General features: G+C 40.2%; 27 protein-coding genes. 8 read left to right on the top strand and 19 right to left on the bottom strand.

What is annotated here, in order from left to right; genetic code table 11:
* Nucleotides 1-18 precede the first annotated feature (18 nt).
* The 4 genes from HNR53_RS09435 to HNR53_RS09420 all read right to left on the bottom strand — a co-directional run bounded on the left by HNR53_RS09435 (nucleotide 19) and on the right by HNR53_RS09420 (nucleotide 5,219).
* Nucleotides 19-1,965: a TOMM precursor leader peptide-binding protein gene (locus HNR53_RS09435; protein ID WP_184525239.1), complete on the bottom strand. Its 1,947-nt coding sequence runs from the start codon at nucleotides 1,963-1,965 to the stop codon at nucleotides 19-21.
* The gene (locus tag HNR53_RS09430) at nucleotides 1,962-3,917 is read right to left on the bottom strand and encodes a putative thiazole-containing bacteriocin maturation protein (protein ID WP_184525237.1); all 1,956 of its coding nucleotides are present in this window, start codon (nucleotides 3,915-3,917) and stop codon (nucleotides 1,962-1,964) included. The genes HNR53_RS09435 and HNR53_RS09430 overlap by 4 nt, the downstream gene beginning before the upstream one ends.
* A 200-nt stretch (nucleotides 3,918-4,117) precedes the next feature.
* Entirely contained in the window at nucleotides 4,118-4,420 is a 303-nt protein-coding gene (locus HNR53_RS09425; protein WP_184525235.1) for a heterocycloanthracin/sonorensin family bacteriocin, read from the bottom strand.
* Between the two features lie 373 nt (nucleotides 4,421-4,793).
* Nucleotides 4,794-5,219, bottom strand: coding sequence for a universal stress protein (locus tag HNR53_RS09420; RefSeq protein WP_184525233.1), 426 nt, complete (start codon nucleotides 5,217-5,219; stop codon nucleotides 4,794-4,796).
* Nucleotides 5,220-5,460: 241 nt separating this feature from the next.
* On the opposite strand from HNR53_RS09420, the gene HNR53_RS09415 reads away from it, so the two are divergent.
* Entirely contained in the window at nucleotides 5,461-6,135 is a 675-nt protein-coding gene (locus HNR53_RS09415) for a uracil-DNA glycosylase (RefSeq protein WP_184525412.1), read from the top strand.
* A gap of 360 nt (nucleotides 6,136-6,495) precedes the next feature.
* Complete coding sequence (locus HNR53_RS09410) at nucleotides 6,496-7,086, top strand: guanylate kinase (RefSeq protein ID WP_184525231.1); 591 nt, start codon at nucleotides 6,496-6,498, stop codon at nucleotides 7,084-7,086.
* A gap of 106 nt (nucleotides 7,087-7,192) precedes the next feature.
* Here the strand turns inward: HNR53_RS09410 and HNR53_RS09405 are convergent, their stop codons facing one another.
* From HNR53_RS09405 to HNR53_RS09385, 5 genes are all read right to left on the bottom strand, one after another.
* A complete protein-coding gene (locus HNR53_RS09405; RefSeq protein WP_184525229.1) occupies nucleotides 7,193-7,987 on the bottom strand; it encodes an SDR family NAD(P)-dependent oxidoreductase in 795 nt (264 codons plus the stop codon).
* A gap of 135 nt (nucleotides 7,988-8,122) precedes the next feature.
* On the bottom strand, nucleotides 8,123-9,013 hold the full coding sequence (locus HNR53_RS09400) for a YitT family protein (RefSeq protein WP_184525227.1): 891 nt from the start codon (nucleotides 9,011-9,013) through the stop codon (nucleotides 8,123-8,125).
* 131 nt (nucleotides 9,014-9,144) lie between these two features.
* Entirely contained in the window at nucleotides 9,145-9,459 is a 315-nt protein-coding gene (locus HNR53_RS09395; RefSeq protein WP_184525225.1) for a DUF3870 domain-containing protein, read from the bottom strand.
* A 244-nt stretch (nucleotides 9,460-9,703) separates the two neighbouring features.
* Nucleotides 9,704-10,021, bottom strand: a complete 318-nt coding sequence (locus HNR53_RS09390; protein WP_184525223.1) for a DUF3892 domain-containing protein — start codon at nucleotides 10,019-10,021, stop codon at nucleotides 9,704-9,706.
* Nucleotides 10,022-10,079: 58 nt separating this feature from the next.
* A complete protein-coding gene (locus HNR53_RS09385; protein WP_184525221.1) occupies nucleotides 10,080-10,901 on the bottom strand; it encodes an arylamine N-acetyltransferase in 822 nt (273 codons plus the stop codon).
* 661 nt (nucleotides 10,902-11,562) lie between these two features.
* Here HNR53_RS09385 and HNR53_RS09380 point away from each other — a divergent pair.
* A complete protein-coding gene (locus HNR53_RS09380) occupies nucleotides 11,563-12,021 on the top strand; it encodes a hypothetical protein (protein ID WP_184525219.1) in 459 nt (152 codons plus the stop codon).
* Between the two features lie 107 nt (nucleotides 12,022-12,128).
* Here the strand turns inward: HNR53_RS09380 and HNR53_RS09375 are convergent, their stop codons facing one another.
* Nucleotides 12,129-12,893 (bottom strand): MerR family transcriptional regulator, encoded by a 765-nt coding sequence (locus HNR53_RS09375; protein ID WP_184525217.1) that lies wholly within the window; start codon nucleotides 12,891-12,893, stop codon nucleotides 12,129-12,131.
* A 176-nt stretch (nucleotides 12,894-13,069) separates the two neighbouring features.
* Nucleotides 13,070-13,591 carry a DoxX family protein gene (locus HNR53_RS09370; protein ID WP_184525215.1) on the bottom strand — a complete coding sequence of 174 codons (522 nt, stop codon included), beginning with the start codon at nucleotides 13,589-13,591 and terminating at the stop codon, nucleotides 13,070-13,072.
* Between the two features lie 392 nt (nucleotides 13,592-13,983).
* Between HNR53_RS09370 and HNR53_RS09365 the strand changes: the two genes are divergently transcribed.
* Nucleotides 13,984-14,169 (top strand): hypothetical protein, encoded by a 186-nt coding sequence (locus HNR53_RS09365; protein WP_184525213.1) that lies wholly within the window; start codon nucleotides 13,984-13,986, stop codon nucleotides 14,167-14,169.
* Between the two features lie 74 nt (nucleotides 14,170-14,243).
* On the opposite strand, the gene HNR53_RS09360 is transcribed toward HNR53_RS09365, so the two are convergent.
* Nucleotides 14,244-14,975, bottom strand: coding sequence for a DsbA family oxidoreductase (locus tag HNR53_RS09360; protein ID WP_184525211.1), 732 nt, complete (start codon nucleotides 14,973-14,975; stop codon nucleotides 14,244-14,246).
* A gap of 253 nt (nucleotides 14,976-15,228) precedes the next feature.
* Between HNR53_RS09360 and HNR53_RS09355 the strand changes: the two genes are divergently transcribed.
* Together HNR53_RS09355 and HNR53_RS09350 are read left to right on the top strand one after the other, a co-directional pair.
* Nucleotides 15,229-15,390: a hypothetical protein gene (locus HNR53_RS09355; protein ID WP_184525209.1), complete on the top strand. Its 162-nt coding sequence runs from the start codon at nucleotides 15,229-15,231 to the stop codon at nucleotides 15,388-15,390.
* 656 nt (nucleotides 15,391-16,046) lie between these two features.
* A complete protein-coding gene (locus HNR53_RS09350) occupies nucleotides 16,047-16,379 on the top strand; it encodes a hypothetical protein (protein WP_184525207.1) in 333 nt (110 codons plus the stop codon).
* Nucleotides 16,380-16,442: 63 nt separating this feature from the next.
* Here HNR53_RS09350 and HNR53_RS09345 read toward each other — a convergent pair whose 3' ends face one another.
* From HNR53_RS09345 to HNR53_RS09330, 4 genes are all read right to left on the bottom strand, one after another.
* On the bottom strand, nucleotides 16,443-17,108 hold the full coding sequence (locus tag HNR53_RS09345; RefSeq protein ID WP_184525205.1) for a DUF429 domain-containing protein: 666 nt from the start codon (nucleotides 17,106-17,108) through the stop codon (nucleotides 16,443-16,445).
* A gap of 28 nt (nucleotides 17,109-17,136) precedes the next feature.
* The gene (locus HNR53_RS09340) at nucleotides 17,137-18,435 is read right to left on the bottom strand and encodes an acetyl-CoA hydrolase/transferase family protein (protein WP_184525203.1); all 1,299 of its coding nucleotides are present in this window, start codon (nucleotides 18,433-18,435) and stop codon (nucleotides 17,137-17,139) included.
* Nucleotides 18,436-18,448: 13 nt separating this feature from the next.
* Nucleotides 18,449-18,868: a MaoC family dehydratase gene (locus HNR53_RS09335; protein WP_184525201.1), complete on the bottom strand. Its 420-nt coding sequence runs from the start codon at nucleotides 18,866-18,868 to the stop codon at nucleotides 18,449-18,451.
* Nucleotides 18,869-19,275: 407 nt separating this feature from the next.
* A complete protein-coding gene (locus HNR53_RS09330; RefSeq protein WP_184525199.1) occupies nucleotides 19,276-19,536 on the bottom strand; it encodes a DUF2621 family protein in 261 nt (86 codons plus the stop codon).
* 169 nt (nucleotides 19,537-19,705) lie between these two features.
* Here HNR53_RS09330 and HNR53_RS09325 point away from each other — a divergent pair, with 169 nt between their 5' ends.
* Nucleotides 19,706-20,584 carry a protein-glutamine gamma-glutamyltransferase gene (locus HNR53_RS09325; protein WP_184525197.1) on the top strand — a complete coding sequence of 293 codons (879 nt, stop codon included), beginning with the start codon at nucleotides 19,706-19,708 and terminating at the stop codon, nucleotides 20,582-20,584.
* A 65-nt stretch (nucleotides 20,585-20,649) separates the two neighbouring features.
* Here HNR53_RS09325 and bluB read toward each other — a convergent pair whose 3' ends face one another.
* On the bottom strand, nucleotides 20,650-21,297 hold the full coding sequence (bluB, locus tag HNR53_RS09320) for a 5,6-dimethylbenzimidazole synthase (protein WP_184525195.1): 648 nt from the start codon (nucleotides 21,295-21,297) through the stop codon (nucleotides 20,650-20,652).
* Between the two features lie 179 nt (nucleotides 21,298-21,476).
* A complete protein-coding gene (locus HNR53_RS09315; protein WP_184525193.1) occupies nucleotides 21,477-21,926 on the bottom strand; it encodes a V4R domain-containing protein in 450 nt (149 codons plus the stop codon).
* Between the two features lie 171 nt (nucleotides 21,927-22,097).
* Here HNR53_RS09315 and HNR53_RS09310 point away from each other — a divergent pair, with 171 nt between their 5' ends.
* Nucleotides 22,098-23,750 (top strand): sensor domain-containing protein, encoded by a 1,653-nt coding sequence (locus tag HNR53_RS09310; protein ID WP_184525191.1) that lies wholly within the window; start codon nucleotides 22,098-22,100, stop codon nucleotides 23,748-23,750.
* A gap of 134 nt (nucleotides 23,751-23,884) precedes the next feature.
* Here the strand turns inward: HNR53_RS09310 and HNR53_RS09305 are convergent, their stop codons facing one another.
* Nucleotides 23,885-24,613 carry a CAP domain-containing protein gene (locus HNR53_RS09305; RefSeq protein ID WP_184525189.1) on the bottom strand — a complete coding sequence of 243 codons (729 nt, stop codon included), beginning with the start codon at nucleotides 24,611-24,613 and terminating at the stop codon, nucleotides 23,885-23,887.
* Nucleotides 24,614-24,869: the final 256 nt, after the last annotated feature.

The raw sequence follows: 24,869 nt of genomic DNA, 5'->3' as shown, positions 1-24,869 counted from the left end.
TTGCTCTCCTCTTCGCTCTCATGGAAACGGATGTGGATATGGATTAAGCTGTTCTGGTTTAAGCGGCTGTTTCCGATATCCAAGCTCTACCGGTACCCGCAGTACCCTTTCCAGCCCTGTTATCCTCCTTAGATGATGACCAAATGTCATGGGCAGCATTCCAGGGATTAGCACTTTAACGCAATATAGTTCGTTTCGTTTTATTTCCGGCGTTGATTGCTCCACAACAATGACTTCGAAGTTCAATTGCCGGAACTTCTGCAGAATTTCCTGCAAATCTTCCGTTAAATCTTTATGATTAGACTTCCACTTAAAGGACTCCGCAAATGTTTGCATGGGACGATTTTCATCTAACAAAAATTGCAAACGTTCTTCCGCTTGAGGTAAACCATACAGCATGCCGTGATCATCCATTTGCTGCACTAAGGAAGAATCGTCGAGCATCTTTAAAAACTGCCCCCTGCCCTTTTCAAATTTTTCATCAAGGGTTTGCATCATGCCCGCCAGCTCATGAACAGCGCTTTTCGCCGCGCGAACGGGATCCAGATGCGCTCCCGCGGCACAGATGAGATTTAACCCCACTTGTTTTCTATTTTTTGCTATAACCCAAACACTTGGAATTCCGTGTTCCATTGTCGAATTATAAAAATACAACTCATATCCCGCTACTGTTCGTACACGTTCGATCATCACCTCTAATTCCGGGTCGTTTGCCGAATATGGATCAAGACGCGGGAGAGGAAGCTCAGCATACCATGCCATGAGGAATGAATCCCGTTCCACCACCTCCAAAATCCCGTAAAAAATACTTTCTTCTAAACTTCCTCCTAAGGCACAGCCATTGGAAGTTTCATAGACAAATCCTTGTCCGCACTCAAGACTGTAATAGGCAAGCCGTTCCGGTACCAAAAGGGGACATTCTTGATAAAACGAATAGCCCCATACCCATTTTATCGGAGCATCAGGATCAAATGGCGGAAATGGAAAATCGCCCCTTTCATATTGTTCCTTTGCGTGAACTCCTGTCCTGAGAGGATTGAGCGCTTGTTGACTTAAATTATTGTAGCTGTCATATACCACTGTCCGTTTTCCTCGAGGGGAAATCCCGCAGGTCCGTTCCAATCCTTCCAAAATGGCTGTTAACTCGCTTAATGCATAGGAATGTGTTCTCCCTGCTACTCCCTCATCCCCTGCGAATAATGGCAAATTGACCGCAACATCGGCAAAAGGCGGGACCAGATCATCCATTTTTCCATTCAAAACTCCAGTCCGGTGATCGAGATAGTCGTTTACGAGAAAGGTTTTTAATTCCTCTATGGAACGCGTGCGGAAACTGCCTGCCATTTTTGGACTGGGTTTTAGGGTGATTCCAGCCCTGTTTGCCGAATCATCAGGGATTTTACCGCAAACAGGACATAAAGGGTCAGGTAAAAACACATGCCATGAACTTTTTAATGTTTTCAGATTAACGATACATACCCTTCCTTCTGCATGTCTCCCATGCTCATGGCCTTGAATAATTCTTCGCACCTCTTCTTCCAAGATACATGCCAGCTGTAAAAGCCCTGTGCGCGCTGCCCATGGATCACGTTCAAACTTTTCGTCTCTTGCCATCCTCTGCTGAATGTCCCAGTTCTCTTTCCGGTCCAGTCCTGCCATCAGATGCCTTAGATCCGCACATTGAGAACACCCCTGTGCATCTGTCCGGACAAGCGGTCCTATTATCCCTTCACCAAATGAAACAAAGCCCCTTAACCATGGAATCCCGCTTGGACGTATCACTTCTTCCGCCTTTTGATGAATCGCAGGATTCCAGCCATCATGCAAAACTAATATTAAATCAGCCTGTTTCGGTATTTCTGTAGTGAAATCCATTTGGCGGTATATGCTGTATTGGGCAGTTAAGGCTTCACACATGTGATCCGCTAACCATCCTTCTCCGACAACGGTAATAACTGCATTCATCGTGAATCCACCTCCCGCAGCCATACACCATACACACATAACCGTTCCTTTTTTAAAATGGGGTCCATTTCTACTTCGAAAATCAGCATTTGTTTGCGGGACTGTTCCAAGACTTGCATGGCGGATTGTAATAGACTGGATGGCTCCGCGTCCCCGCTGCTGCGGATTTCCAAACATTCCACTGCCGTTTCTGCCAAAAAGACATGCGAGTGCTCCAATGAACACCCGTCAATCGAGTCACTTTCGCTTAACAGCGCATTTCTCAGAGCTTTTTGCAAGGCTAATGTGGTTGTTAAACCGGCACTTCCATACCATCGGTCCTTCGTTCCAACCCATACAACAGGGAATCCGCACACTTTCCTACCCAAGCCGATGATCGGTGCTTCATCCATGGTCGTTAGTACCTGTAGGTAATAGTGGCAGTGCGTATCCTCTACAGCACTTATTTCAAAGGGTGTAACAACCTTCTTCCCCTCAGACATCCCCTTGTTCAGTTCCTCCGTTAAACACTTCTGCAAGCCGCGGCAAACAGCTTCTGCGAATGTCTCGCCGGCACCAAAACCGACATATTCCCGGGATTCTCCGATGTCAAACTTTCCTGTCTGATGTGGCGGAAGAGTATTTATTAAATGAACATCCAGTCGTGTAATATATGCTTCAATCCCCGCAAGACCTGCTTCTTTCCGTGCAGCATGATGCGTTAAGCCATTACATACCATGCCGGGCAGGAGATTAGCCGGTCCCTCCGATAACGGGTCAACAGTTTGCACACGGCACTGTGCTAAAGGCAGCTGCTGTAAATCTTCTTCCCCTAAAACATGAAAAATCCCTGACTCAGCTGATGTAAGCTGGCTGAAATACATTAGCAAACCCGTTGGCTCCCTTATGGTCTCTTCCTGATTCAAACGAAAATCGAAATCTTCCACCCATTGGCATTTAAGACGTCCAGTCACTAATGGATGAGGCATGAATAAATGCCAGTTTCCCTCCAACGTCTCCAAATCCAGCAGGAAAAATTGATTTTGCTGATTCAATTGAGATACTCCCGACAACTTTTTAAATAATTCGAACACGATAACATTGGCCAACATCGCTCCAGCCGAAGGTGAGTAATTCTCACCACTGTGCTCCTGCCGAAACACAGTTTGATGTACGCTGCGCCAGGCAGATTCAAAGCACGCTGCAGAATCTTGATGAACAAGCGGTCCGGCCATGCCTGCCTGCTGAAAACACAGGGCGGGTAGCAACAGTTTCTCTTCTTCCCTGCAGATTTTATTAAGAACCCGTAGTTCCTCTATATTCCCTGTTTGCGATACATATAAGATGAAATCGTACGGCTCAATTAGGCTGCACCAATTACTTTCCCTGCCATCCTTTGGCTCAATTTCCTTTATTTCTGCCTCTGAATCTGTTTTCCGGGCATGGATCACTAATTCTTCTATGCGCTTTCGATTTGTCGGAACAGCGTTTGTTATGAGCACATGGAACATACACAATCCGGATTCAAGCAAAGATGAAATCAACGAAACTAAAAATGCTCCTGAACCGATAGCCAGCACTTTAGCCTGGCGATACGTTTGAAACCGGTAAGCACCCGACTCGGCAGAATTTTGCAAAAACTCTATTTGCGAAGCAAATTTTTCAACAATCTGATCGGATAATTGGTGCGGCAGGTCCTTGCTTATATCCTGAACAAAACCATTTCGATATAGTATTTCTGCAATTTCATACACCCGATTTCGATGCACTTCCGGCAGTCCGTTTGTTAAATTCTCCATTGTATACTTTCCATTAAACATTGGTAACAGTTTCTCAACCCATTGATCGATGGAATGACCTTTCATTTGGAACGAACGAGTATTATTTCGGAAATACACACCTCTACCAGGATCCGGGAGAAAAAAGGTGTCTCTTTTCATTTTCAGCCTCATAAAAGGGGTCAAATTTTTCATTCTACAGCCTCCTGCACCATAAAACTTCGTCCTCATTTTCATGGCGTCATTTCCCACTATCATTTTATGTACTGAATTTTGTCCTTTATGTCTGAGTGAAATGGTCCGGATCCAAATTCATCCTCGAAAAAAAGCCCTTGTCAATCAAGGGCTTTACTATATGAGCTTTCATCTTCATCTGATCGACTGGAATAAGAGTCCTACATTCCGCCGCAGCGCCCTCCGCCACATCGATGACCGCCGCCTCCGCAACGTCCGCCGCAGCTGCTGCATCGATGACAGTTCGAACAGTGAAAACAATTCGAGCAGTTAAAACAATTCGAGCAACGAAAACAATTGAAACAGTTAGAGCAATTGAAACAACTAAAACAGGTGAAACCTAATCCAAGCCCAAACTGCCGCTCTTCGTCCGTGCCGTATTGAGTATAGTCCCAAGTGATTGGCTCACTAGCCTGAAAATTATCCACATTTAACATTTGCAGTTCATTTTGAAAGTTATACAATTTATTTCATACCTCCATATTTATATTTAGATCCATTGGCAAGATGACATGGAAACACTAAAAATAGTCCCGTCATAGGACGAGGGTCATTGCCGCAGGTATAGGTGAAATACCTGCGAATGCACTCTTCAACAAAATATGAATGTTCATTAGGGTTAGTTCCTGATATCACTGCCTATTTTTCTGGGACAGTGTCATTGTTCTAAGTGGAGGGCTGAAAAACGGCCTTTTTATGGATTGCGGAAATAAGTTCAAGAAAGGAATCAAAGAGAATAATAGGAATGGTTTGAAGACATTATAATAAAAATTGAAAACAGGCGTGGTCCCGCACATTCCATAACAGACATAGCCATGTACAAGACCTCACCTGTATTTACTTAATAATTAATACCGGGCAATGGGAAAGCTGCAACACTTTATAGCTGACGCTTCCCATCACGATTCCTTTTATGGCGCCTAATCCTCTGCTTCCCATTACGATGAGCTGGTAGTTCCCCTGTTCTGCTGTTTTGACGATTTGCACCGCTGGATCGCCCATCACATAATGAGTTTCAATTTCTAAATCTTCATCTTCTGCGAGAGACTTTGCCTCATCGAACAGGGCATCCACCTCATGATTGATTTTTGAATATATTTCATCTATCGAGTCCGTGGTCATATTTTCAGAGATCATCACATTTTTTTCAACATGGATCACTCCTACTTTAGAAAAGCGCTCCTTCGCAATCTGCAACGCAGATTTTAAAGCTTTATTACTCATTTTTGAACCATCAATGGCTACCAAAATACGATTATACACTAGACATTGCCTCCCGAAACAAAGATACATTATTATTCTAGCAAAAACTTAAGCGGTAATCTGATTAAAATAACGGCAAAGTGATTAGCATTTCTACTTTTACTATACAAAAATATAGCAGAATTTGAAACGCTTTCGGGCAAATATGTATACTTCCTTCCATACTTGTTTTATTGCTGATTATTTAATAGACTTTTATCATGAATATGTACAGCAACAATGGAAGGTCGTGGGCATCGTAATGGCTATTTTGAAAAATGACTGGGCACCTCTGCTTCAGGGGGAATTTGAAAAAACGTATTATCAACAGCTGCGGAAAATTCTTTGGCAGGAATATCAGTCACAAGTGATTTATCCGGACAAGTTTGATATTTATAATGCGCTGCATTTTACATCCTATGAAGACACGAAGGTTGTGATCATCGGGCAGGACCCCTACCACGGTCCTGGACAGGCACATGGATTAAGTTTTTCAGTCAAACCCGGGATAACGATTCCTCCTTCGCTGCAAAATATTTATAAGGAACTGCATGCCGATCTAGGATGTTCTATTCCGAATCACGGCTATTTAGTAGAATGGACAAAGCAGGGCGTCCTATTGCTGAATGCTGTCTTAACCGTTCGTGCGGGTAATCCAAACTCTCACAAAGCCTTGGGGTGGGAAAATTTCACCGATAAAGTGATCGAAAGATTGAATGAAAGAGAAAAACCAGTTGTTTTTATTCTATGGGGGCGTTTTGCCCAACAAAAGGAGCAGCTCATTACTGCACCGCAGCATTTCATTATTAAGTCACCGCATCCAAGCCCCTTTTCAGCAAATAAAGGATTCTTTGGCAGCAAGCCATTTTCAAGGACAAATGCCTTTTTACAGAAAATCAGGAGCGAAGAAATTAACTGGCAGATTACGAATCTATAACGGAATAATGTTGCAAAACATTGAAGATGTTAAGGTATAAAGACCAATACGAAGCATAGCGGCATGACCGCTTCGTATTGGTTAATATTTTATGCGAATGTAATAACGAACATAAGTAAAGTATGATAGAAAGTTTTGCAGGGTTTATTAGAGATTTCTTACAATTGAAGATGTATATAAAGAAATTTTTATGATTTAATAACTGAAATGTCAGAAAAATCTGGGAAATATCTTCAAAAATTTGCTATAATATATATAACAGCATATTTTTGCTGGGATACGGTAAAAATCTACTGTATAAGTAATATCAAACCTGGATATCTTTTATCCAGCAATAACTTTGAAAATGGGGGCTTGCGAATGTATCAAATTAAGGAAAAGGAAAAGATTTTTATTTACACTGGTCCAGATGGCTCTGGAAGAAAAACGATTGCGAAAATGGTTGCTACCGCGTTTGATATGGAAACTGTCCTCTCTTACACCACCCGACCTCCCCGCCACTATGAAAAAGACGGAAGAGATTACCATTTTGTTGACAACGCATCCTATCTAAAAATGCAAGAACAAGAGGAATTTCTTGAAAGTGTAGAAATTGACGGGTTTCATTACGGGATTCGTGAAGAGGAAATCGTAAAGGCGTTTGAAAATCATAACCTTGTTTATTTAACATTAAATCCGGAAGGCACGGAAAAACTGAAAAAAATGTACGGTGAAAGAGTAATGCGCTTTTTCATTTATGCTGACCGTGATACTGTCATCCAAAGACAAAAGGAACGGCAGGATAATGATGCGGATATCGAGCGGCATTTAACGCACTACGATGAAACGATGGCTTATAAAAATTCTTGTGAACATGACTTTGAAAATTATGATCTGCCGCAGGTTTCCTACAAGATTAGCGAAGTCATTGAAGCATTTCTGGAAAGGGATATTATCATTACAGACTATTAAGAGAAGAGATCGGAGCATATGAAATGTTAATAAAAGTTAAAAAGTCCTCATCATTTATATGATGGGGACTTTTTAACTTTTTTCATTCATACCGATTAAATGAATATCATAATCCGTTTGTCATCCCGGCATCAATGATGATCTCTGACCCAGTTATGGAGGGAATGACATCAGAGACAAGCAGCAGCGCCATGCTGGCAATCTCCTCCGGCTGAATCATAGAACCGAGAGGAATGGATGAGTGTTCCAGATCCATCTGTTCCTCTATGCTGATCCCTTTCACTTCAGCCCGTTGTCCTGCAAGGCTGACCGCCCGTTCTGTCGCGGTTAAAGCTGGCGATATGGCGTTAATCCTGACTCCATATTGAGCCAGTTCCTTCGAAATTCCTTTTGTAAAATTAATCAATGCGGCATTAGCGGTTCCTCCTGGCAGGAAGGTTGCACTTGGATTTTTTCCGCCTGTACCGATGATATTGAGAATTCTCCCGGAGCGCTGATTGATCATGACGGTCCCAATTGCTTTAACCATGCGGATATATCCTAACAATTTTAAACTCCACGCATCGATAAAATCCTGATCGCTTAATTCCCAGAATGAACCTGCACGGGCCGAACCGGCATTATTGATTAAAATATCGATACCGCTAAATTGTTCTTTTGCTATCATGGTGATTCTTTCCGCAGCAGTTGAATCGGTTAAATCTTCACTGATTGATAAAACCGGTTGATTCTTTCCCGCAATATGTTTCAGTTCATGCTCAGCCTTTTCCAATCTAGTTTTATCTCTGCCAACAATGATAACATTTGCTCCTTCAAGCACTAATGCTTTGGCGCAGGCTAAGCCAATTCCAGCACTTCCCCCCGTTACAATGGCATTTTTCCCCGTTAAATTTAATTTCATTTATGAATCATCCCTTCATAGAATTTTTAAGATAAGGTATTGGAGCACCGGCTAGAAAAAAGAAGCTGAGTTCCAATTCTTCACAGGAAATCAGCTTCTTTTTTCACAGGAAATAGTCTCAGATTTCCATTTTCGTTAATGGATATCTTTCTTCTTAAACCGTCCTCCGCGTACTTCCGCAACATCATTAGAAATAATAAAGGCACCCGGGTCAAACTCGCGGATGATATCCTTCATTTTCGTTTCTTCTAATCTAGTGAAGACACAAAGAATGACCTGCTTATCTTCGCCGCTGTAAGCACCTTCACCATGTAAAAAAGTAACTCCACGACCCAGTCTCTCGGAAACCGCATCTGCAATTTCCTTATTTTGATCGCTGATAATATACATGGACTTCATATCTTCAAGACCTTTGACAACAACATCGATCGTCTTAAAGGCAATATAGTATGTAAGCATAGAAAATAAAGCATGCTCTAATCCGAAAACAAGGGCGGCAACAGAGAAAATAATCACGTTCACAACCATGATGATTTCACCGACAGAAAATGGAAGTCTTTTCTCAATTAAAAGCGCCAATGTTTCCGTCCCGTCCAAGACCCCGCCGTTTCTAATCGTTAATCCAACCCCTACCCCAAGGGTTAAACCTCCGAAAACAACAGCCAGTAAAGTATCATGTACAAGCGGTTCTATATGATGTAATAAAGATGTCGCAATAGATAAGGCGATAATGCCATATAACATACTGACGGCAAAAGTTTTTCCGATCTGTTTGTACCCTAAGAAAAAGAATGGCAAGTTTAATAATACAAGAAAGATACTAAGATTGATGGGTGTAATACTGGATAAAATCATCGATAAACCCGTTACCCCTCCGTCAATCATTTCATTTGGAATTAGGATGGCTTCTAAGCCGTAGGCCATGATGGCTGCACCGAGTGTAATAAATAATCCCCTCTTGATTACACTTCTGACTGTTAATTTTTTATGCACTGCTTTCGCTGCCCCAGCTGCTGTTTGATTCATTCACATTCCTCCCCTAAAAAGTGACACTTCTGTAATTATATCGCATTTTTTGTCGATTTAACAAGGAATGAGTCTGACTCAGATTATTTCAGCAGAAGGTTTTACTTAAACAATCTATTCCGTAAGGCATTTTATCTTCTCATCGGTACGGTTTCAAATTGTGAATAGGCGTCCATTAGCGCTGCTTCAACGGCGTGTCCCTCTTTCCCGCGGTAATGGGTCTGAACCCGCTCAATAAGACCGGCAATTCCATCCCGTAAACAGTATCCGCGCAGCAGTCTTTGGATATAATCCCGCTCGGATTCTGTTTCAAGCGTGCAAACTGCATCAATAATGACCCCGTACTTAAATTCCAATTCTAGTGTGATGGTCATCGATTCATCTATATTTTTAGCTGCCATTCCCTGTGGAAGTTTAGCATATCCTGCAATTAAATAGGTGTTCATTTTTCATTCTCCTCTATATTTTGTACACATGGCTGTTCTTTTAATATAATAATTCAAAATTCATCATTGAAATCCCTCTATTTTCCTTATATTTATTTGAAAATTTTTAATATTATAAATGCATTTCATCCAATTTCCCCTATATTTGCTCTCTTTCTACATCTGTACTAGACAAAAAAGCCAGTAAACGTTCGCTGTTTCTTCAACGTTTACTGGCTCCTACCCAAATTGTTTTCCCGGATTATTAAAAATCCGGCAGATTATCCAGATTATTATCCTTTATCCCGTCAGGTTCGCTGCGAATGATGTCTCTGCCATATTTGTGAAACACATCCACATGTGCTAACTTCCCCGCTTTCGCTTCCTGAAGTGCTGTTACATAATCTAATTCTTTGCCGGATTCTGTTTTAAAAGCAATGATATCCCCCTCATCATTTTTCCGAACAGCAGTGATTTTTTCTTTACCGTTCGTATCTTGATCAAGATTTGCTTCTGAGACAGCTTGCTCCTGTGCCTGCTGCCGGTATGCATTATAAATGGCGTTATAATCTTTCGTATCCATTTTATCACCTCATTAAAGATATAATTAGTTTAAGGAGTTCAAGTGAGGGATATGTCTGCTAATTTTTGGTATTCCATTCGTCATGATACAGTTTTTTTAATACTTTTTCGGCCTCGTTTGTAAGAGAAGCCGTATAAAAAGAGCGAATGGTTTTAAAGAAGTCATCTTTTGTTTGGAAGACCATTTCTTCTTCCCTCCCATCGCTCCATTTGCGGGAAAGGCGTTCTTCGTTTATCGATTGTGTGCCGTTCCGAAATACAGAGGCAATTAAAGGTTTTTTATTAAAACCTGAATTTGCATGATGATGGATATCCTGTTTGATTCGATTCAGCTCTTGCCATGGTTCAGGGTTCCAATCAAATGCGTAATGAACATCCCAATCCCCTCGTTGATTTTGCATCTCCAGTGCAATGGAACCTTTTTCGGTTTTCACCGTACGCAGTCTGAAGCTGCCTGCAGGTGAAGTGACGATACTGCCATCAAGCTCCAGCGGATAAAGCGCCAGCCGGTTTCCGTACCCTCCATCTGCAATATATTTTTTATCATTCATCGTAAGCAGAACCATCGCGTGTGTTCTGTCTGTTGCCCAATTTCCCTCTTTGTTGACGGTTCCTATTCCAATGGAAACATTAAACTTTAGCTGCTTTAATATAAGATATAATAGGGAGTTAATTTCATAGCAAAGACCGCCGCGACTGCTTTGTAAAAGTTTTTCTTGTAAAAATTCCGGCGTGATTTCAGCCTCTATTTGATTTAACACATCTAAATTTTCAAAAGGAAATGTTTCCGCAAATTTGCATAAGACAATAGCAGCCTGCTCCGGAGTATGCAGCCCCTGCTGTAATCCGAGTTCAGTTAACTCTTTGATAAATTTTTCCACTTCATTACTCCCTCCAATGAAATTCCTCCTTTTAATTTTAACGTAAAAATCCTGAAAACATGATACATTAATCTTTCAATAAAAAAAAAGAACCTTGAAAAGGGTCCATATGAGATTTATTCATTATATCTATTCTGAAGTTCATGTTGTTGAATCCTGCTGTCCTGCGCAATGGAACCTGACGATGTTAATGTTCCGTTGTCAGTAGCAGCATTTTTGAAAGTAAGTTCATAGGGTTGAAAGATGAGTAAAATTGTGGAGATCAGTGTGAAGCAAATCAATTGAAATCTTTTCTTATTTGTTAACATTTGTTCCCCCCTATAACATGAAAAGCCTGTTTACCCTTACAAGTTGGAGAAAACTTACAGAATCCAGAAGTCCTTTTCGGATAAAATGGATTGTCTAGTGTCTTTTCACATTTATCATAGCAGGTGTTTGTAAATGTACCATTTACTGTTTATAAATAATTGTAAAGAAATTGCATCCTAACAATAATAAAACCCTCGATAGCAGATACTAGGCTCAGCTTTCATAGGGGAAAAATTCTCAGTTGGCGAATGGATTTTCATACCTTTATTATCATTCCGGCAAATGAATAGATAATTAAATACGATGGGACAATAATGATAAATTAATTTTAAAGAAAAAGCGGGTTGCTGTAGTGAATAAGAATGCAATTGAAAAATTATTCTGGTCCATCGCCTTGCCGGGCTTCGGTCAGCTATTAAATGGAAAGTTTCTTAAAGGGCTGCTATTTATTGTTTGCGAAATTTTCTTCAACGTACAGTCTCATTTTAATGAAATCATACGCTTTAGTTTTAATGGGGATATTCATACTTCTATTGAAATTGCGGATTATCAATGGTTGATGTTTTATCCTTGTTTTTATTTTTATGCAATGTGGGACGCATATAAAGAAGCTGGCGGCGGCAAGTCTCCCTATGCTTTTTTTCCATTTGTTTTTGCGGCATATTTCGTTACGGTGGGAGTGATGTATTCTGCAAGTTTGAGGCTGTTTGGGTTCTTACTAGGACCCGTGTTTTTGCCGATGCTGTTTGTGCTCCCTGGACTTATGATAGGGTTTGTCATCAAAAAAATTCTTGGAATGTATCAAGGCTGAGTGAATAGTTTCCATTGCTAGCAGGTCTGCAGCAGTTCTTGTCATGTAATCATTCCAATCAGAAAAAAGGACCAGAGTGAAACTCCAGTCATTTACTTACAAATTCTTTATCGTTTCTGCCCGGTATAAATCAGAATCGCATCACGGAGAAATCCGGTACCACCTTTGACTGCTTTGTCGTAGTATGCCGTGAAGCGTTCGTCGGCAATGTACATTTCAGCAAGACCTGCATGCGCTTCCGGAGAATACTTTGTCCAAGAATACATCAGCCACTCTTTATGTTTTGCTGCAAGCTCCTGTGCCACATCTGATGCCGGGTCACCAGTCGTATAGGCTTTTTCCAGGAGGGTGAAGATCTCTTCTCCTATTTTGGTCATGACCTCGAAGTCTTCTTGAGACATCCCCATTAGTTTAGCATTGCTGGTCTTAACCGTTTCATGCCCGTATTTTTCACGGATTTCTTTGCCATATTTCTGCTCGTTTTCCTCGATCATTTTTTCCTTAAAAGCGGCAAATTTATCTTTGTCCCCCATGATCCTTCCTCCCTTTTTACTGATAATCGTCATTTTGACGGTGGCAATGATTTTGTCAAGATGAGCTCGTTTTTTCATCAGTTCTGCGTAATGATTCTCTAACGCCTCTATTTCATTGAAGTTTGGCTGATGGATGATGTCTGCTATTTCCTCGAGACTAAGCTCCAATTCACGGTAAAATAAAATTAGCTGCAGCCGATCCACTTCTTTCTGACCATAAATTCGATATCCGGATGAATTAATTCTTGCCGGTTTAAGAAGCCCGATTTCATCATAATAGCGAAGTGTACGCCCGCTGACACCGGACATATGCGCCAATTTGTTCACTGTGTACTCCAATTTACTTCACCTTCCTGACGATTCCATCTTAAGGCTTTACGCAGCGTCAAGGTCAAGAGAAAGAATAAAAAATAAGAAAAGTTTTTTATTAAACATATATTTTAAGTGCTTTTTCTTATATTGTTCTTGGAGAAAAAACAGTCCCATCGTTTGACAGGACTGTCTGGATAAGTTTTTTATGCTGCCGAGCCTTTTTGAATTTCTTTTCCATTTTCTTTTTTCATTAACTTGCGTAAATATGGCAGCACAAAACGATCTAGTCCATATTTTCCTGCATTAATACCGGCAGTGATAATTAAAAATTCTATGAAAATATCTTGAGGGCTGTGGGATACTGTCCCAGCCATCATGAACGAAAAGTTCATCAGCATTCCACAAATTGCTGCTACAGTAGTAAAACATCCTAAAATAAGACCTAAGCCGACGAAAAATTCTCCCCAAGGGACCATGACATTGAACAGTTCCACATTTGGTAAAGCAAAGCTTTTTAAAAAGGCAGTAAATGGAGCAAATACGGCATTTCCATCCGGACCCAATACTGGATTTTTGATTGCATTGGCAAGAAAACCGCTCGCATCAAATTGTCCGCCTGAGATTTTCCCCCAACCTGCTGTTAGAAAACTAACACCTAAATAGAGCCTGATAATTGTAATAAGTCCTGCTGCAATGTTACTGTTTCTCCACCATTTGTTAATCAAACGAACCTCTTCCCTTCATCATGAGTATAAAGTAGGTAATTTCTATATATAGAGATTAACATTCTCGAATTTAAAAGTCCTTAATTCAGTGCATTATTCACATTTCTGAAGAAAAGTTTTGGCGGTTTGATGAACACCCTCCCTAGAAACAGCTGCCTGGTTCTGAATAACCCTTGTATTTGCCTGTGCTATATAAATTTTTGTCTCTGATACTAAGCCCAGCAACTTTTCTCACCGAAAGAAGATATCCATGTAATATTCGATCATTACAATCGATTACACCATTTAGATGGGCTTATAAATTTGTATAAGTACATTTTTTTAAAACCATTATTATTATCATAACCTCCCTTCAGCTTGTTCATAGAATGTATGGAAAGGAGGTTGAAAAAATGGATCGTTTAATCCTTTTAATGTTAGCCGGTCTTTTAGCGGGTCTTGCCTTAATGAATATTCCGTTAGAAGATACTTTCCTGGCTAGTATCGTTCCAATAACTGATATTATTGGCGTATTATCAGTTTTAGTATTCTCCCTATTCCTAATCTATAAAGGAATTACAGCAATGTTTAGTAAGTAATGCAATCTATTGCATACTAGACAACTTAATGAAAAATAAAAGCTGCAGATTTGCAGCTTTTATTTTTTTGCATATTATTTGTCTTCTTGTGGGATGATACACGACTCATCTGTGCAAACGGTCCCGTCTGAACTGTTTGCGGACAACGGTTTTAATACTGGTGTCTGATTTTCTTCCTGCCAAACCTGCTGGAGGGCATTGATAAAGGTCTCGATTGGCTGTGCACCGGAAATGGCATATTTTTTATTAATAACAAAAAATGGCACCCCCCTAACCCCAATGCTTTGCGCTTCGGTTTGATCATGGCGGACATCCTGAGCATAGGCATGTTTATCTTTCACGATTTCCAAGGCTTTCGCCCGGTCAATTCCAACGGTTTCAGCAATCTCGGCTAATGTCTCTTCATTCGATAAATGTTTCGATTCAGTAAAATAGGCATGTAAAAGAGCTTCAGTGATTTCCGTATCCTTGCCAAGAGTTTTCGCATACTTCGTCAGCCTGTGGGCATCGAAGGTGTTAGATGGCTTCATTTCATCGAAATGATATGTTAAACCGACTGTTTCAGCCTGTTTGCCGACATTTTCATTGGCCTCCTTAGCCTGCTCGACAGTCATGCTATATTTTTGTGCGAGCATTTCGTGGATACTTTGCTGCGCTTCCTTTGGCGCATTCGGATCGAGCTCGAAACTTTTATATACTACTTCTACCTGACCGCGCTGGGAAAACCCGGAAAGCGCCATATCTAGTCTTCTTTTTCCAATATAGCAAAATGGACATACATAGTCCGACCATACCTCTATTTTCATGTTCAACACTCCTTTCACTTTTCCATCCTAACATGAAAAATGGAATCTTTTATTATTTGATGCTCAACCTTGGACTCACTATTTAGTTTTGACAGTCTATCAAATATCAATAAGAACTTTTCATATTTGCCCCGTCAAATTTGTACCCGAATTAGTGCCCGGGTACGGCAATTTTAATAAAGTTAAACGAATAAAGTCAAACGCTGCGCGTATCTTAAACATGTAAAGATTACTGTTGAAATGGGGTTTCAGAATGGCAAAAACACATGATGAAAATATGTTTGAAAAGGTGCAGCTAGCACAAAAGAGTGAATATATTGGCGGACCGCGACAACCCCGCGGGGTTAATAATGAGAAGGATAATAATGGCGGGGATACGGATAAATCTACTGGAGCTGGAGGCAGATTGGTTTGAGCCTTAGGCGTCATCTATATACTAGATGGTGCCTGAAACTTTTTATCCCTGTTTAGTTAGATAAATGGACTACAGGCGGGGTGCCGCCAATTCAGCAAGACGGTCGATCATCGTGTATTCATAAGATTATTGGCAGCGAATTTCGTATAACAATCGGAATCCCATTGTGCTTTATACAAAATTTGTAAATTTGTCAAATAACTAGTCAACTTTTTGTTGTAAAATGGTAATAGCTTGGTGATTATTCACAGAAAAGCTTTCCTTGTTTCAAAGATATTTTTCTTTTGTAACGAGAATATAACATTTTTATTAAAATGGAGATTGATGGATTGATCGACAGTATTTTTAATTACGATCCGCTATACTTATGTTATCCTCACAGAAAGAGAAACTTCTCACTATCAAACAGTTATCATCTTGCCCATCATGATCATACGATGAATCCATTTCCATTACTCCTACATCCGCCATGTTACATTTCACTGATGAACCAAGGGAAATACAACAACAAATGAAATTGAGACATAAAAGCTTAAACCGTACTCTCCATTACGTTACCCTTGGATTCTCTACAACCTGAGTACCTAATCACTGCGGCATTTGCAAAGGAAGGATCCGAATTTAGTAGAAGCAATTATTAGGATGGTGAAAAGGATATGTTAAGTACCACTAGTGTGTTAAAGGAAAAAGAGAGACGATTAGTGCAATATTTGGAGGTATATTCGACGGCGGAAATTTTGAAAGAAGTTGAAAAATATTTACCTTCCCCGCAAGTAAATTCTGAAATTATTGATAAACTCAGCGAAATCAATATCCCACAGCCCGTAATCAACACCCTTATTATCTACGACTTGACGATAAATAAGGATGAACCACTATCTAATAAAACGTTGAAATATGCTGAGCTTTGCAAAAAATCCAATATCAGCAATGCTCAGGATGCGATTTCTTTTTTTAAACAATACCATCTATCCAATATGATTCATTAACGAGAAAAGGACAAGTATCGCTCATGCATTGAAGCAGATACTTGTCCTTTGGTATGGGGCAGCTTAACAGCAAAATTCAAAAGGATGTTCCGGCGATGTCTCGGACCAAAGCCAAGCAGGCTGCTTATCTGGATCAGCCCAGTGCCAAGCGGCCAGAGCTGCTGCACACGAATCAATCTGATGGGATGTGCCGCTGATTTCTTGCGGCAGACCTTGAAGTCCAACTGTTTGCAACCAGTTGAAAATGACGTTTCTTGATGGTTGTGCTTCTTCTTTTTTGTAATTTCGCGCGTGATACAGATTTTCTGGACCAATCCGTGTTCCAATTGCTGCACCTGGATGGACTTCAACAATGCGGACTTTTCCTAGTAAATGATGCATCATCATGGTCCTCGTTAAGCCAATACCGCGAAGAGACAGGTAGACCATTTTGGTTAATGTAGGCGGCATGATCGAACCGCCAACTAGCCCAAAACCTTTGATAAATTGACGAATGCTTTTATCCTGGGGTCTGTCCCCTCCTCCATCCTGATAGGACAGCGGTGCATCCAATCCAATGACTGCTTCGTCGTTTTTGGCAATTCTAACTATCGCTGTCAGGATCATGCTATCACTAGCATTGGTAATCGTTTCCTCAAAAATAAGTCTTCCTTTTTCTATAGAGAAAACCGTCATAACGGTATCCTTTGCATTGGCAGGTCCTGATAAATCAATTCCAATTATTTTCATCAGTAAACTTCTCCCCAAAAATGCCTGATTAATAAAGAAAACCGAGCCGTTTGGCTTCGAAGGTCAGTTCCTCCCGGAATTTCGGGTGGGCAATATGAATCAGCGCAGCTGTACGCTGCGCAATACTCTTGCCGCGTAATTCGGCGACGCCGTACTCCGTAACAATTCGATCAACATCATTTTTAGAGGTTGTCACGACCGAACCAGGGCTGAGGTACGGATGGATTCTTGAAACGGTGCCATTTTTCGCTGTAGAATGCAGGCAGATAAAACCTTTTCCATTTTTTGCAAGGCGCACTCCTTGAGCAAAATCAGCCTGACCGCCTGATGAACTGTAGTAGCTGCCGCCAATCGTTTCCGAAGCACATTGCCCGTAGAAATCTACTTCCGTTGTAGCATTAATCGAAATGATTTTTTCTTCCTTAGCAATTTCCCGCGGGTCATTCACGATTTCAACTGGAAGGAATTCTACCGCAGGGTTTCCATCAAGAAAATCATAAAGACGCTTTGTCCCTAAGGCAAAGGTTGTCACAATTTTTCCTGGATAGGTTTTCTTTTCACTTCCTGTTACCACTCCTGATTCCACGAGATCAATCACCCCGTCGGAAACCAGTTCTGTGTGGATACCAAGGTTTTTATGCGATCCTAATAAACTGATCACCGCATTGGGAATACCCCCAATTCCGGCTTGAAGTGTTGCGCCATCTTCAATCTGTTCTACAATAAACGAGCCGATTTTTTGATCTTTTTCTGTCACATGTGGAATGGCAATTTCTTTTATAGGGTAATCAACATTAATATATCCTTCAATTTGACTAATATGAATCTGATTCTCACCGAATGTGCGTGGCATCTGTTTATTTACTTCGAGAAAAAAGGGAACCTTTCCAATAAACGATGCCGTGTAATCAGCCTGCGTCCCCAGAGAAAAGTACCCATGCTCATCCATCGGCGATGCAGCAGCCGCAACAAGAGAGGTTTTCGTCGATTCCCTTAAAATTCGCGGAACCTGGTGGAAGTGATTTGGAATCAAATCACACTGCCCCTGTAAATAAGCCTTTCGCGAAGGTCCGCTTAAAAAATATGACACATGTGTAAGGGACGGCTTCCGTTTCCCCTGGATATACTCCCGTTCTTTCGCAGGGTGCATTTGATGTATCCGAACATTCTGAAACATATCGCAATGCTGCTCCAGCGTATCCATTAATACATGAGGCTCCCCATTAGCAATCGGAATGATTAAATCATCTCCATCTTGTATAAGGGAGAGCAGTTCCTCCGGTTGTTTTCTTTTCACTTTTATCCACTGCTGAAATCGTTTTTCCATTTTACACCAACCCTCAATATTTCTTCATCACCAACGCTTCGCCGTCTACGGCCAAAACTTTATGCTGATTGAATACTTGTGTTTTTAATTTAATCAATTTTTTGTCATCTCGTTTTTCGATGACTTCAACGACCGCTTTCACTGTATCTCCAATCTTGACGGGTGCCGTAAATTTAAAAGTTTGAGATAGATAAATTGAATTAGGTCCAGGCAGTTTCATTCCAAGAACGGTTGAAATAAAGCTGCCGGATAAAAGCCCGTGTGCTATGCGATCCTTGAAAATCGTAGAATCAGCAAATGTTTCATCAATATGCATCGGGTTAAAGTCACCAGTAATTCCGGCAAATGAATAAATATCAAATTCAGAAATCGTTTTTGAAAAAACCGCAGTATCTCCAATGAGAATATCTTCGTACGTAAGTTCTTTTTGCATTTTAGTACCACTCCCTTTTCCGTTATTTGATTTTCCCTTCATACACTGCAGCCATTACGGACGGCAAATTACAACTTTTGGATCTATATATATCTATATTACAAGAAATTTGCCGAATATTGTTAATTTTAACTAAACTTTTTGGTTCTTTAAAAGATAGTTTTTAAAGGAGACTTTTCGTGCCCGTCTTTTTGAAAAAGTCGAACAAAAAAGAAGTTGTTTACCTACAAGAATAGGCCAACAACTTCAAATTAAATATGTATTTCTTCTGCTGCAATCATTTCTTTTCCAATGCTTAGCATAATATAAAGTCTGTTGTAAAAACATAGATAAAATGTGAATTATTAGCAATACTTTTACAACATGCACAATGTTTTCACAGAAAAACGAGGGTCCTTCCCCTCGTTTTATTTTGCCTGCTGCAGCACGTCTTCAAATGGAGTTAAATCGATTTTTTTCGCTTTCAGCATCTTAACAGCGCGTTCCTGCATATCCCCCGGTGAGGCCATTATGTACCCTTTGATCACGTCATCCTTTGTGACAGCATTTCCTTCAACACCTTTTAAAATAACCCCTTCAATTTTCTTTTTCGCCATCGGTCGGGCAAATACTGGAATTGGCTTGACAAGCTCTTCCAATAAATCTTTTGCATCTTGGTTCCATTCCATATTATTCTTTACCTCCCTTATTTATGAAACTCATAAAGTTAGTATACACATTTATCTGTTTTAACACCATAATTATGTTGTTATCTTTCAGGAATTCGATCACAATTCATAAATACACGAATATTCTAGGTAGTAATACTAGGAATCACCACCTGGAATGAGGGATAATATGATACAGCTTTTGGGGAGACCGTTCTCGTCTAGTGACGTCTGGCCAGTCGGCAGTGTTGAAAGAAAAATTGTCCAGGGCATGATAGATGATCCAATCGTCTATCCATATCGAACGATTGAGGAATTGAGGTTTGAGTTGAAACTGAGGAAAAATATTATCGCAAGCTCAAGAGCGATGAATCAAAGTGATGTGGATTTTGAAATCTTTTCTACTGCCCGCTGTAATCCTAACTTTTGGATCTTAACAGGAGCTGGCGGATTCCTGCTCAGGGATGATGTCTATCCTTCTGAAGCCATTCTAGATATCTATAAAAACAGTTCACTTTACGGTTTCGAATGCGCTACGGCAAAAGTCATTCTCCTGTATCATGCGGTATTAACTACGATAGGAAAAACATTATTTAATCGATATTTCCAAAACCTTTATTTATACAGCTGGCACAATGACCCTGATTTAGGTTTAAAACCTATTCCTACAAGCCACTTTTTGCCGGGAGATATTGTCTATTTTAATAATCCGGAAGTGGATCCTTCTACCATCTGGTGGAGAGGCGAAAATGCTGTGCTACTAGAAGATGGGAAGTTTTTCGGCCATGGACTTGGCATCATGACAAGTCAAGAAATTATTAATTACTTAAATAAAATGAGAAAACCAGGCAGTAATATTTCCGCCTATATGCTGAATTCTGCAGCCAGACCATCCTATAGCCACCTGGCAAACATAACCAAGTTTACACAAAGAGATACAAGTAATAAAATGCCTTATTTTGTGATGCACCATAATAAAAATTCCATTTCATTGGAACGTTATCAGCGCTATCTAAATACGGCAATGATGCAACAAAATAATATCCACCCTAGCCCATTCCTGTTATAAGAATGGGTTGGGTGGTTTCAAGGTGTTTATACCCATTTTATGTAATCGTGTAAGTTTAACAAACTTTACTTTTCTTCCCATTGATTACGAAATATCAGTTGTTCTAAATCCTGCCTTTTTTCCCAGCCTGCCAGTTCCAAAAGTGGTTTTTCCGGATATTCATCTGTATATCCAAGCGACATCAGTGCAACCGGTTCGATATAGGGTGGGATTTCCAAAATGCTGCGGATATCATTTTTCTTGTAAAAACTGACCCACCCCATCGCGAGTCCTTCTGCACAGGCAGCGAGCCACATGTTCTGAATCGCACAAGCAGTTGATAAAATATCGGTTTCCGGAATGGAGTTCCTCCCCAGTACATGCGAACCTCCTCTAGTCGGATCGCATGTTACACAAATCGTAATCGGCGCCTCCTTCAGACCTTCCACTTTTAAACTTAGAAACTTTGCCTCTTTATCCTCTTTCTCTTCATAGTGAATAGCCAAGGCACGCCTTTCTTTATCAGCTGCCCAAGCTAATTTTTCTTTTATTGTCTTGGAAGTGACGATAATAAAATTCCATGGCTGCATGAAGCCGACAGACGGTCCATGATGTGCTGCAAGCAAAATCCTCTCAATTTTCTCTTTCGACACCGGGTCCGGCCGAAAGCTGCGAATGTCTCTTCTTCTATGAATCACTTTATAAATGGCTTCTCTTTCTTCATTCGAAAACATGAAATATATCCACCTTGCTCTCTAATTTAAGGTATTTGGCAATTTATAATAATCCATCCACCGCATCCCATCTTCTACATTTTACCATAATCAGAAAGAATGGTATTTAAGGTATATGAAAAATGGACGCACTCATTTTTAGAACATCCATCATCCTCGGTTATTATTTTAGCTTAATATCAGCTTAATATCAGCTTATATTCGCAATGTTCATCACCATTTACATTACATTTGACCTCTCGTATATGGACTTCTCTCTGCCACATTTTCATAAGTGCCCCTTCTAAGATGGACCCCTCTAAATCACATACCAGTTTTCCTTTCTGGACGGGTATACCCTTACAGAAACACTCTTTCATAATCACCCTCATCTCATTTTCTGATTTTTTTTCAACAACAGGCATGCCAATTTTCAATTGAATAAAGAAGTCCAGCAATTCCTCTAACGATTGTACTGGCAGGCTTTCGCCGATTTTTCGTCCAACAGTTATGGTGGTACTCTTTCCATTCATTGGCAGTCCCTGGTACATTCCGATCAGGCGGATTGCCCGGAATAATTCAAGAGGGACCATTTCACCAAGTTCATCGCGGTTTATTTTTTTCATATCGTCAAAAGTAAATTCTCCCATTTTTTTCCTCCATTATAAAATTCATTCTTTAGAACTATTTTCGCTGAATAAATCCTCTTTGTACTTGATTCAGATCACAGTTTCCCTAAAGAATTAACTGTAAACTAAGTGAAGACGTGACTATTTTCCTTTTTATTAACACAAAAAAACTTTTTGGGTGGGGATGTAATATTGAATAAAGAAATTATACATATGGACTCACCTCTTTTTGAGGAGTTTTTCCAGTTCTATAGTCAAGGAATGGTACTTGTAAATGAGAATAAACAGGTGATAAAAATAAACCCTGCTTTTAAGAAGAAAACCCGCTATAAAGAGATTGATTTACGAAATAAGCCCATTCATTCTATCCACCTGCCGCAAAGTGATTATTTGCCCTTACCAAGCAGTACAGATTCAACTTTTGAGGAAAATCATGAGCGTGAAATCATACTGAAGCTAAAAAACGGAAATTTGAAACGGCTTCGCTTAGAAACAGTTCCGCTGCATAGGACAAAAACAGTTTCTTATTATGCCTATATTTATAAAGAAATCCATCCTTTAGCCTATCAAGATCCATTAACCAGTCTTCCGAATCGCCGCTGTTTTGAAAACTGTCTCTATAAATCATTTATGCAAAAAGCAGATAGAGAAAAAGATGCCGCCATCCTCTTCGTCGATTTGGATCGGTTTAAATTTATTAATGATACGCTTGGACATAAATATGGAGATAAATTGCTGCAAATGTCTGCACAACGAATGAAAGCAGTATTACGGAATAAAGATATTGTTGCTCGATTAGGCGGTGACGAATTTGTCTGCCTGCTGCCGGATATTATAACGAAAAGAGAAACTGAAGAAATTGCAAACAGGATCCTGAAAACTCTATCCAAGCCTTTTCATCTTTTCAATCAGGAAATTCGGATTACGGCCAGCATCGGGATAAGTCTTTATCCTTTGGACGGCGACGACCCTGAATCCTTAATTACCAACGCTGATATTGCGATGTACAGAGCCAAACAACACGGAAAAAATCAAATCAAGTGGTTTAAAGCAGAGGATCACGCCAGAGGGTATGAGAAGTTCGTCCTAGAAAACCATTTACGAAAGGCCCTTTGTCATAATCAATTTTCCCTGGTTTATCAGCCTCAGATTGATTTACAGCAAGATGAGATATCTGGAGTAGAAGCACTGATCCGCTGGGATCACCCTGATCTTGGCTTAATTTCTCCCAATGATTTTATTCCTCTCGCAGAGGAAACTGGGTTAATTATGGAAATTGGTGAATGGGTTCTTAAAGAAGCGTGCAGACAAAATAAAGAATGGCAGGACCGCGGCTATAAACCTTTGAAAATAGCTGTTAATCTTTCCGCAGTTCAATTGACACAAGGAGATCTGCCTGAAACCATTCGACTCATTTTGCAGGAAATTGGGCTGGAACCTAAGTGGCTGGAAGTAGAAATAACGGAGAGTATGATTTTTCAAAATGTTGACGGAGCGATTCGAATTCTGCATCAATTAAAAGACATGGGGCTGCATATATCAATTGATGATTTCGGCACTGGTTACTCATCTTTAAGTTATTTAGTCAAATTGCCGATTGATATATTAAAAATCGATCGTTCCTTTATTAAAGAAATTGAAACCAATCGAAAACTGCCGCTGGTGACCAGTTCGATCATTACAATGGCTCATTCTATGGACATGAAAGTGATTGCTGAAGGGGTGGAAACAGTCGGACAGCTGCAGGAAATGACCAATCAGGCATGCGATACTGTGCAGGGCTATATTTTTTCCAAACCGCTCATACCAGCAAAATTAGAGAAATTATTACAAGAATTGAACTGATTAGACCTTTGAAGGTTTTTGACAAACGAAAAGGCTATCCCGAAAGTCCATACCATGACTTTTAGGACAGCCTTTCTATATCATTCTCAATAGCTTACACCAACCAAAGTGTATTTTGAAGTTACCAGTCATTTTTATTTCGCAATAAACATTTGTGTCCAATAGTTTCCATTTGCTGCATGCCCTACTCCGATGTGAGTGAAGGAATTATTTAAGATATTAGCACGGTGACCCGGGCTGTTCATCCAAGAATTCACAACCTCTTGTGGAGATCTTTGTCCCTTGGCGATATTTTCTCCGGCACCGCGGTATGAAACTCCAAACTGTTTCATCATTTCGAATGGAGATCCGTAAGTTGGGCTTGTATGGCTAAAATAATTCTTTGTTTGCATATCAACTGATTTTGCCCGGGCAGCTTTACTTAATCCATTATCCACTTTTAACGCGGGAAGACCATTTTTTGCCCGTTCTTGGTTTGTTAAATCAACGACCTGTTGTTCAAAAGCACTTAATTGTGATACGGCAGGTGTTTCACTTTGTTTATTTACCGGTGCTTGTGGCTGTGATGCCGGCTTTTGCACTGGTGTTTCAGCAGGCTTTTGTACAGGTTCTTGCTGCACTGGAGTTTCATTTGGCTTTTGCACTACAGTCCAGTTATTTGTGTTATTCCACTGAATCTGGCAATTTTGATTATACTTTTGCAGATATTGATAGTATTTAGAAATATTCTGATTACTAGTTTGATAGACATAAACTTTTTTTGTTGTCGTATAATAACTAGCAGCTTCCGCACTATTAGCTCCGGCTGATACAAAAAGAAGTGATGCAGTCGCCAGTACAGAAAAAACAAATTTCTTTTTCATTCGATATCCTCCCTAAAATATGCTTCTGTTTTGCTTCACCCTCATCATAGCATGAGTTTTTTCGTCATATTTCAGGAAGAATTTAACATCATATTCGTTCTGCGACAAAATCATATGAAAAAAAGAATAAAAATCCTTTCATCCATTGCGACAGCAGCCAATCAGGATTATAGCGCCATAATTCCATCTTTTTCATAAACGGAAACTATCTCCAATGGAACTGTATATTACCAACAATCTTGGGTTGACAGGTTTT

Origin of the sequence: Bacillus benzoevorans (assembly GCF_014207535.1) — a bacterium.
Lineage (GTDB): Bacteria > Bacillota > Bacilli > Bacillales > Cytobacillaceae > Bacillus_BD > Bacillus_BD benzoevorans.
Note: the sequence above shows the minus strand (reverse complement) of the source record. Positions and strands in the feature narration are given on the sequence as shown.

What these genes read in the sequence shown, in the direction of transcription:
- HNR53_RS09400 (WP_184525227.1), bottom strand. Translation starts at nt 9,013, where the DNA reads ATGAATCAAACAGCAGCTGGGGCAGCGAAAGCAGTGCATAAAAAATTA.
- HNR53_RS09365 (WP_184525213.1), top strand. Translation starts at nt 13,984, where the DNA reads ATGGATCGTTTAATCCTTTTAATGTTAGCCGGTCTTTTAGCGGGTCTT.
- HNR53_RS09405 (WP_184525229.1), bottom strand. Translation starts at nt 7,987, where the DNA reads ATGAAATTAAATTTAACGGGGAAAAATGCCATTGTAACGGGGGGAAGT.
- HNR53_RS09355 (WP_184525209.1), top strand. Translation starts at nt 15,229, where the DNA reads ATGGCAAAAACACATGATGAAAATATGTTTGAAAAGGTGCAGCTAGCA.
- HNR53_RS09345 (WP_184525205.1), bottom strand. Translation starts at nt 17,108, where the DNA reads ATGAAAATAATTGGAATTGATTTATCAGGACCTGCCAATGCAAAGGAT.
- HNR53_RS09430 (WP_184525237.1), bottom strand. Translation starts at nt 3,917, where the DNA reads ATGAAAAATTTGACCCCTTTTATGAGGCTGAAAATGAAAAGAGACACC.
- HNR53_RS09315 (WP_184525193.1), bottom strand. Translation starts at nt 21,926, where the DNA reads ATGGGAGAATTTACTTTTGACGATATGAAAAAAATAAACCGCGATGAA.
- HNR53_RS09395 (WP_184525225.1), bottom strand. Translation starts at nt 9,459, where the DNA reads ATGAACACCTATTTAATTGCAGGATATGCTAAACTTCCACAGGGAATG.
- HNR53_RS09325 (WP_184525197.1), top strand. Translation starts at nt 19,706, where the DNA reads ATGATACAGCTTTTGGGGAGACCGTTCTCGTCTAGTGACGTCTGGCCA.
- HNR53_RS09435 (WP_184525239.1), bottom strand. Translation starts at nt 1,965, where the DNA reads ATGAATGCAGTTATTACCGTTGTCGGAGAAGGATGGTTAGCGGATCAC.
- HNR53_RS09350 (WP_184525207.1), top strand. Translation starts at nt 16,047, where the DNA reads ATGTTAAGTACCACTAGTGTGTTAAAGGAAAAAGAGAGACGATTAGTG.
- bluB (WP_184525195.1), bottom strand. Translation starts at nt 21,297, where the DNA reads ATGTTTTCGAATGAAGAAAGAGAAGCCATTTATAAAGTGATTCATAGA.
- HNR53_RS09415 (WP_184525412.1), top strand. Translation starts at nt 5,461, where the DNA reads ATGGCTATTTTGAAAAATGACTGGGCACCTCTGCTTCAGGGGGAATTT.
- HNR53_RS09360 (WP_184525211.1), bottom strand. Translation starts at nt 14,975, where the DNA reads ATGAAAATAGAGGTATGGTCGGACTATGTATGTCCATTTTGCTATATT.
- HNR53_RS09340 (WP_184525203.1), bottom strand. Translation starts at nt 18,435, where the DNA reads ATGGAAAAACGATTTCAGCAGTGGATAAAAGTGAAAAGAAAACAACCG.
- HNR53_RS09410 (WP_184525231.1), top strand. Translation starts at nt 6,496, where the DNA reads ATGTATCAAATTAAGGAAAAGGAAAAGATTTTTATTTACACTGGTCCA.
- HNR53_RS09330 (WP_184525199.1), bottom strand. Translation starts at nt 19,536, where the DNA reads ATGGAATGGAACCAAGATGCAAAAGATTTATTGGAAGAGCTTGTCAAG.
- HNR53_RS09390 (WP_184525223.1), bottom strand. Translation starts at nt 10,021, where the DNA reads ATGGATACGAAAGATTATAACGCCATTTATAATGCATACCGGCAGCAG.
- HNR53_RS09335 (WP_184525201.1), bottom strand. Translation starts at nt 18,868, where the DNA reads ATGCAAAAAGAACTTACGTACGAAGATATTCTCATTGGAGATACTGCG.
- HNR53_RS09305 (WP_184525189.1), bottom strand. Translation starts at nt 24,613, where the DNA reads ATGAAAAAGAAATTTGTTTTTTCTGTACTGGCGACTGCATCACTTCTT.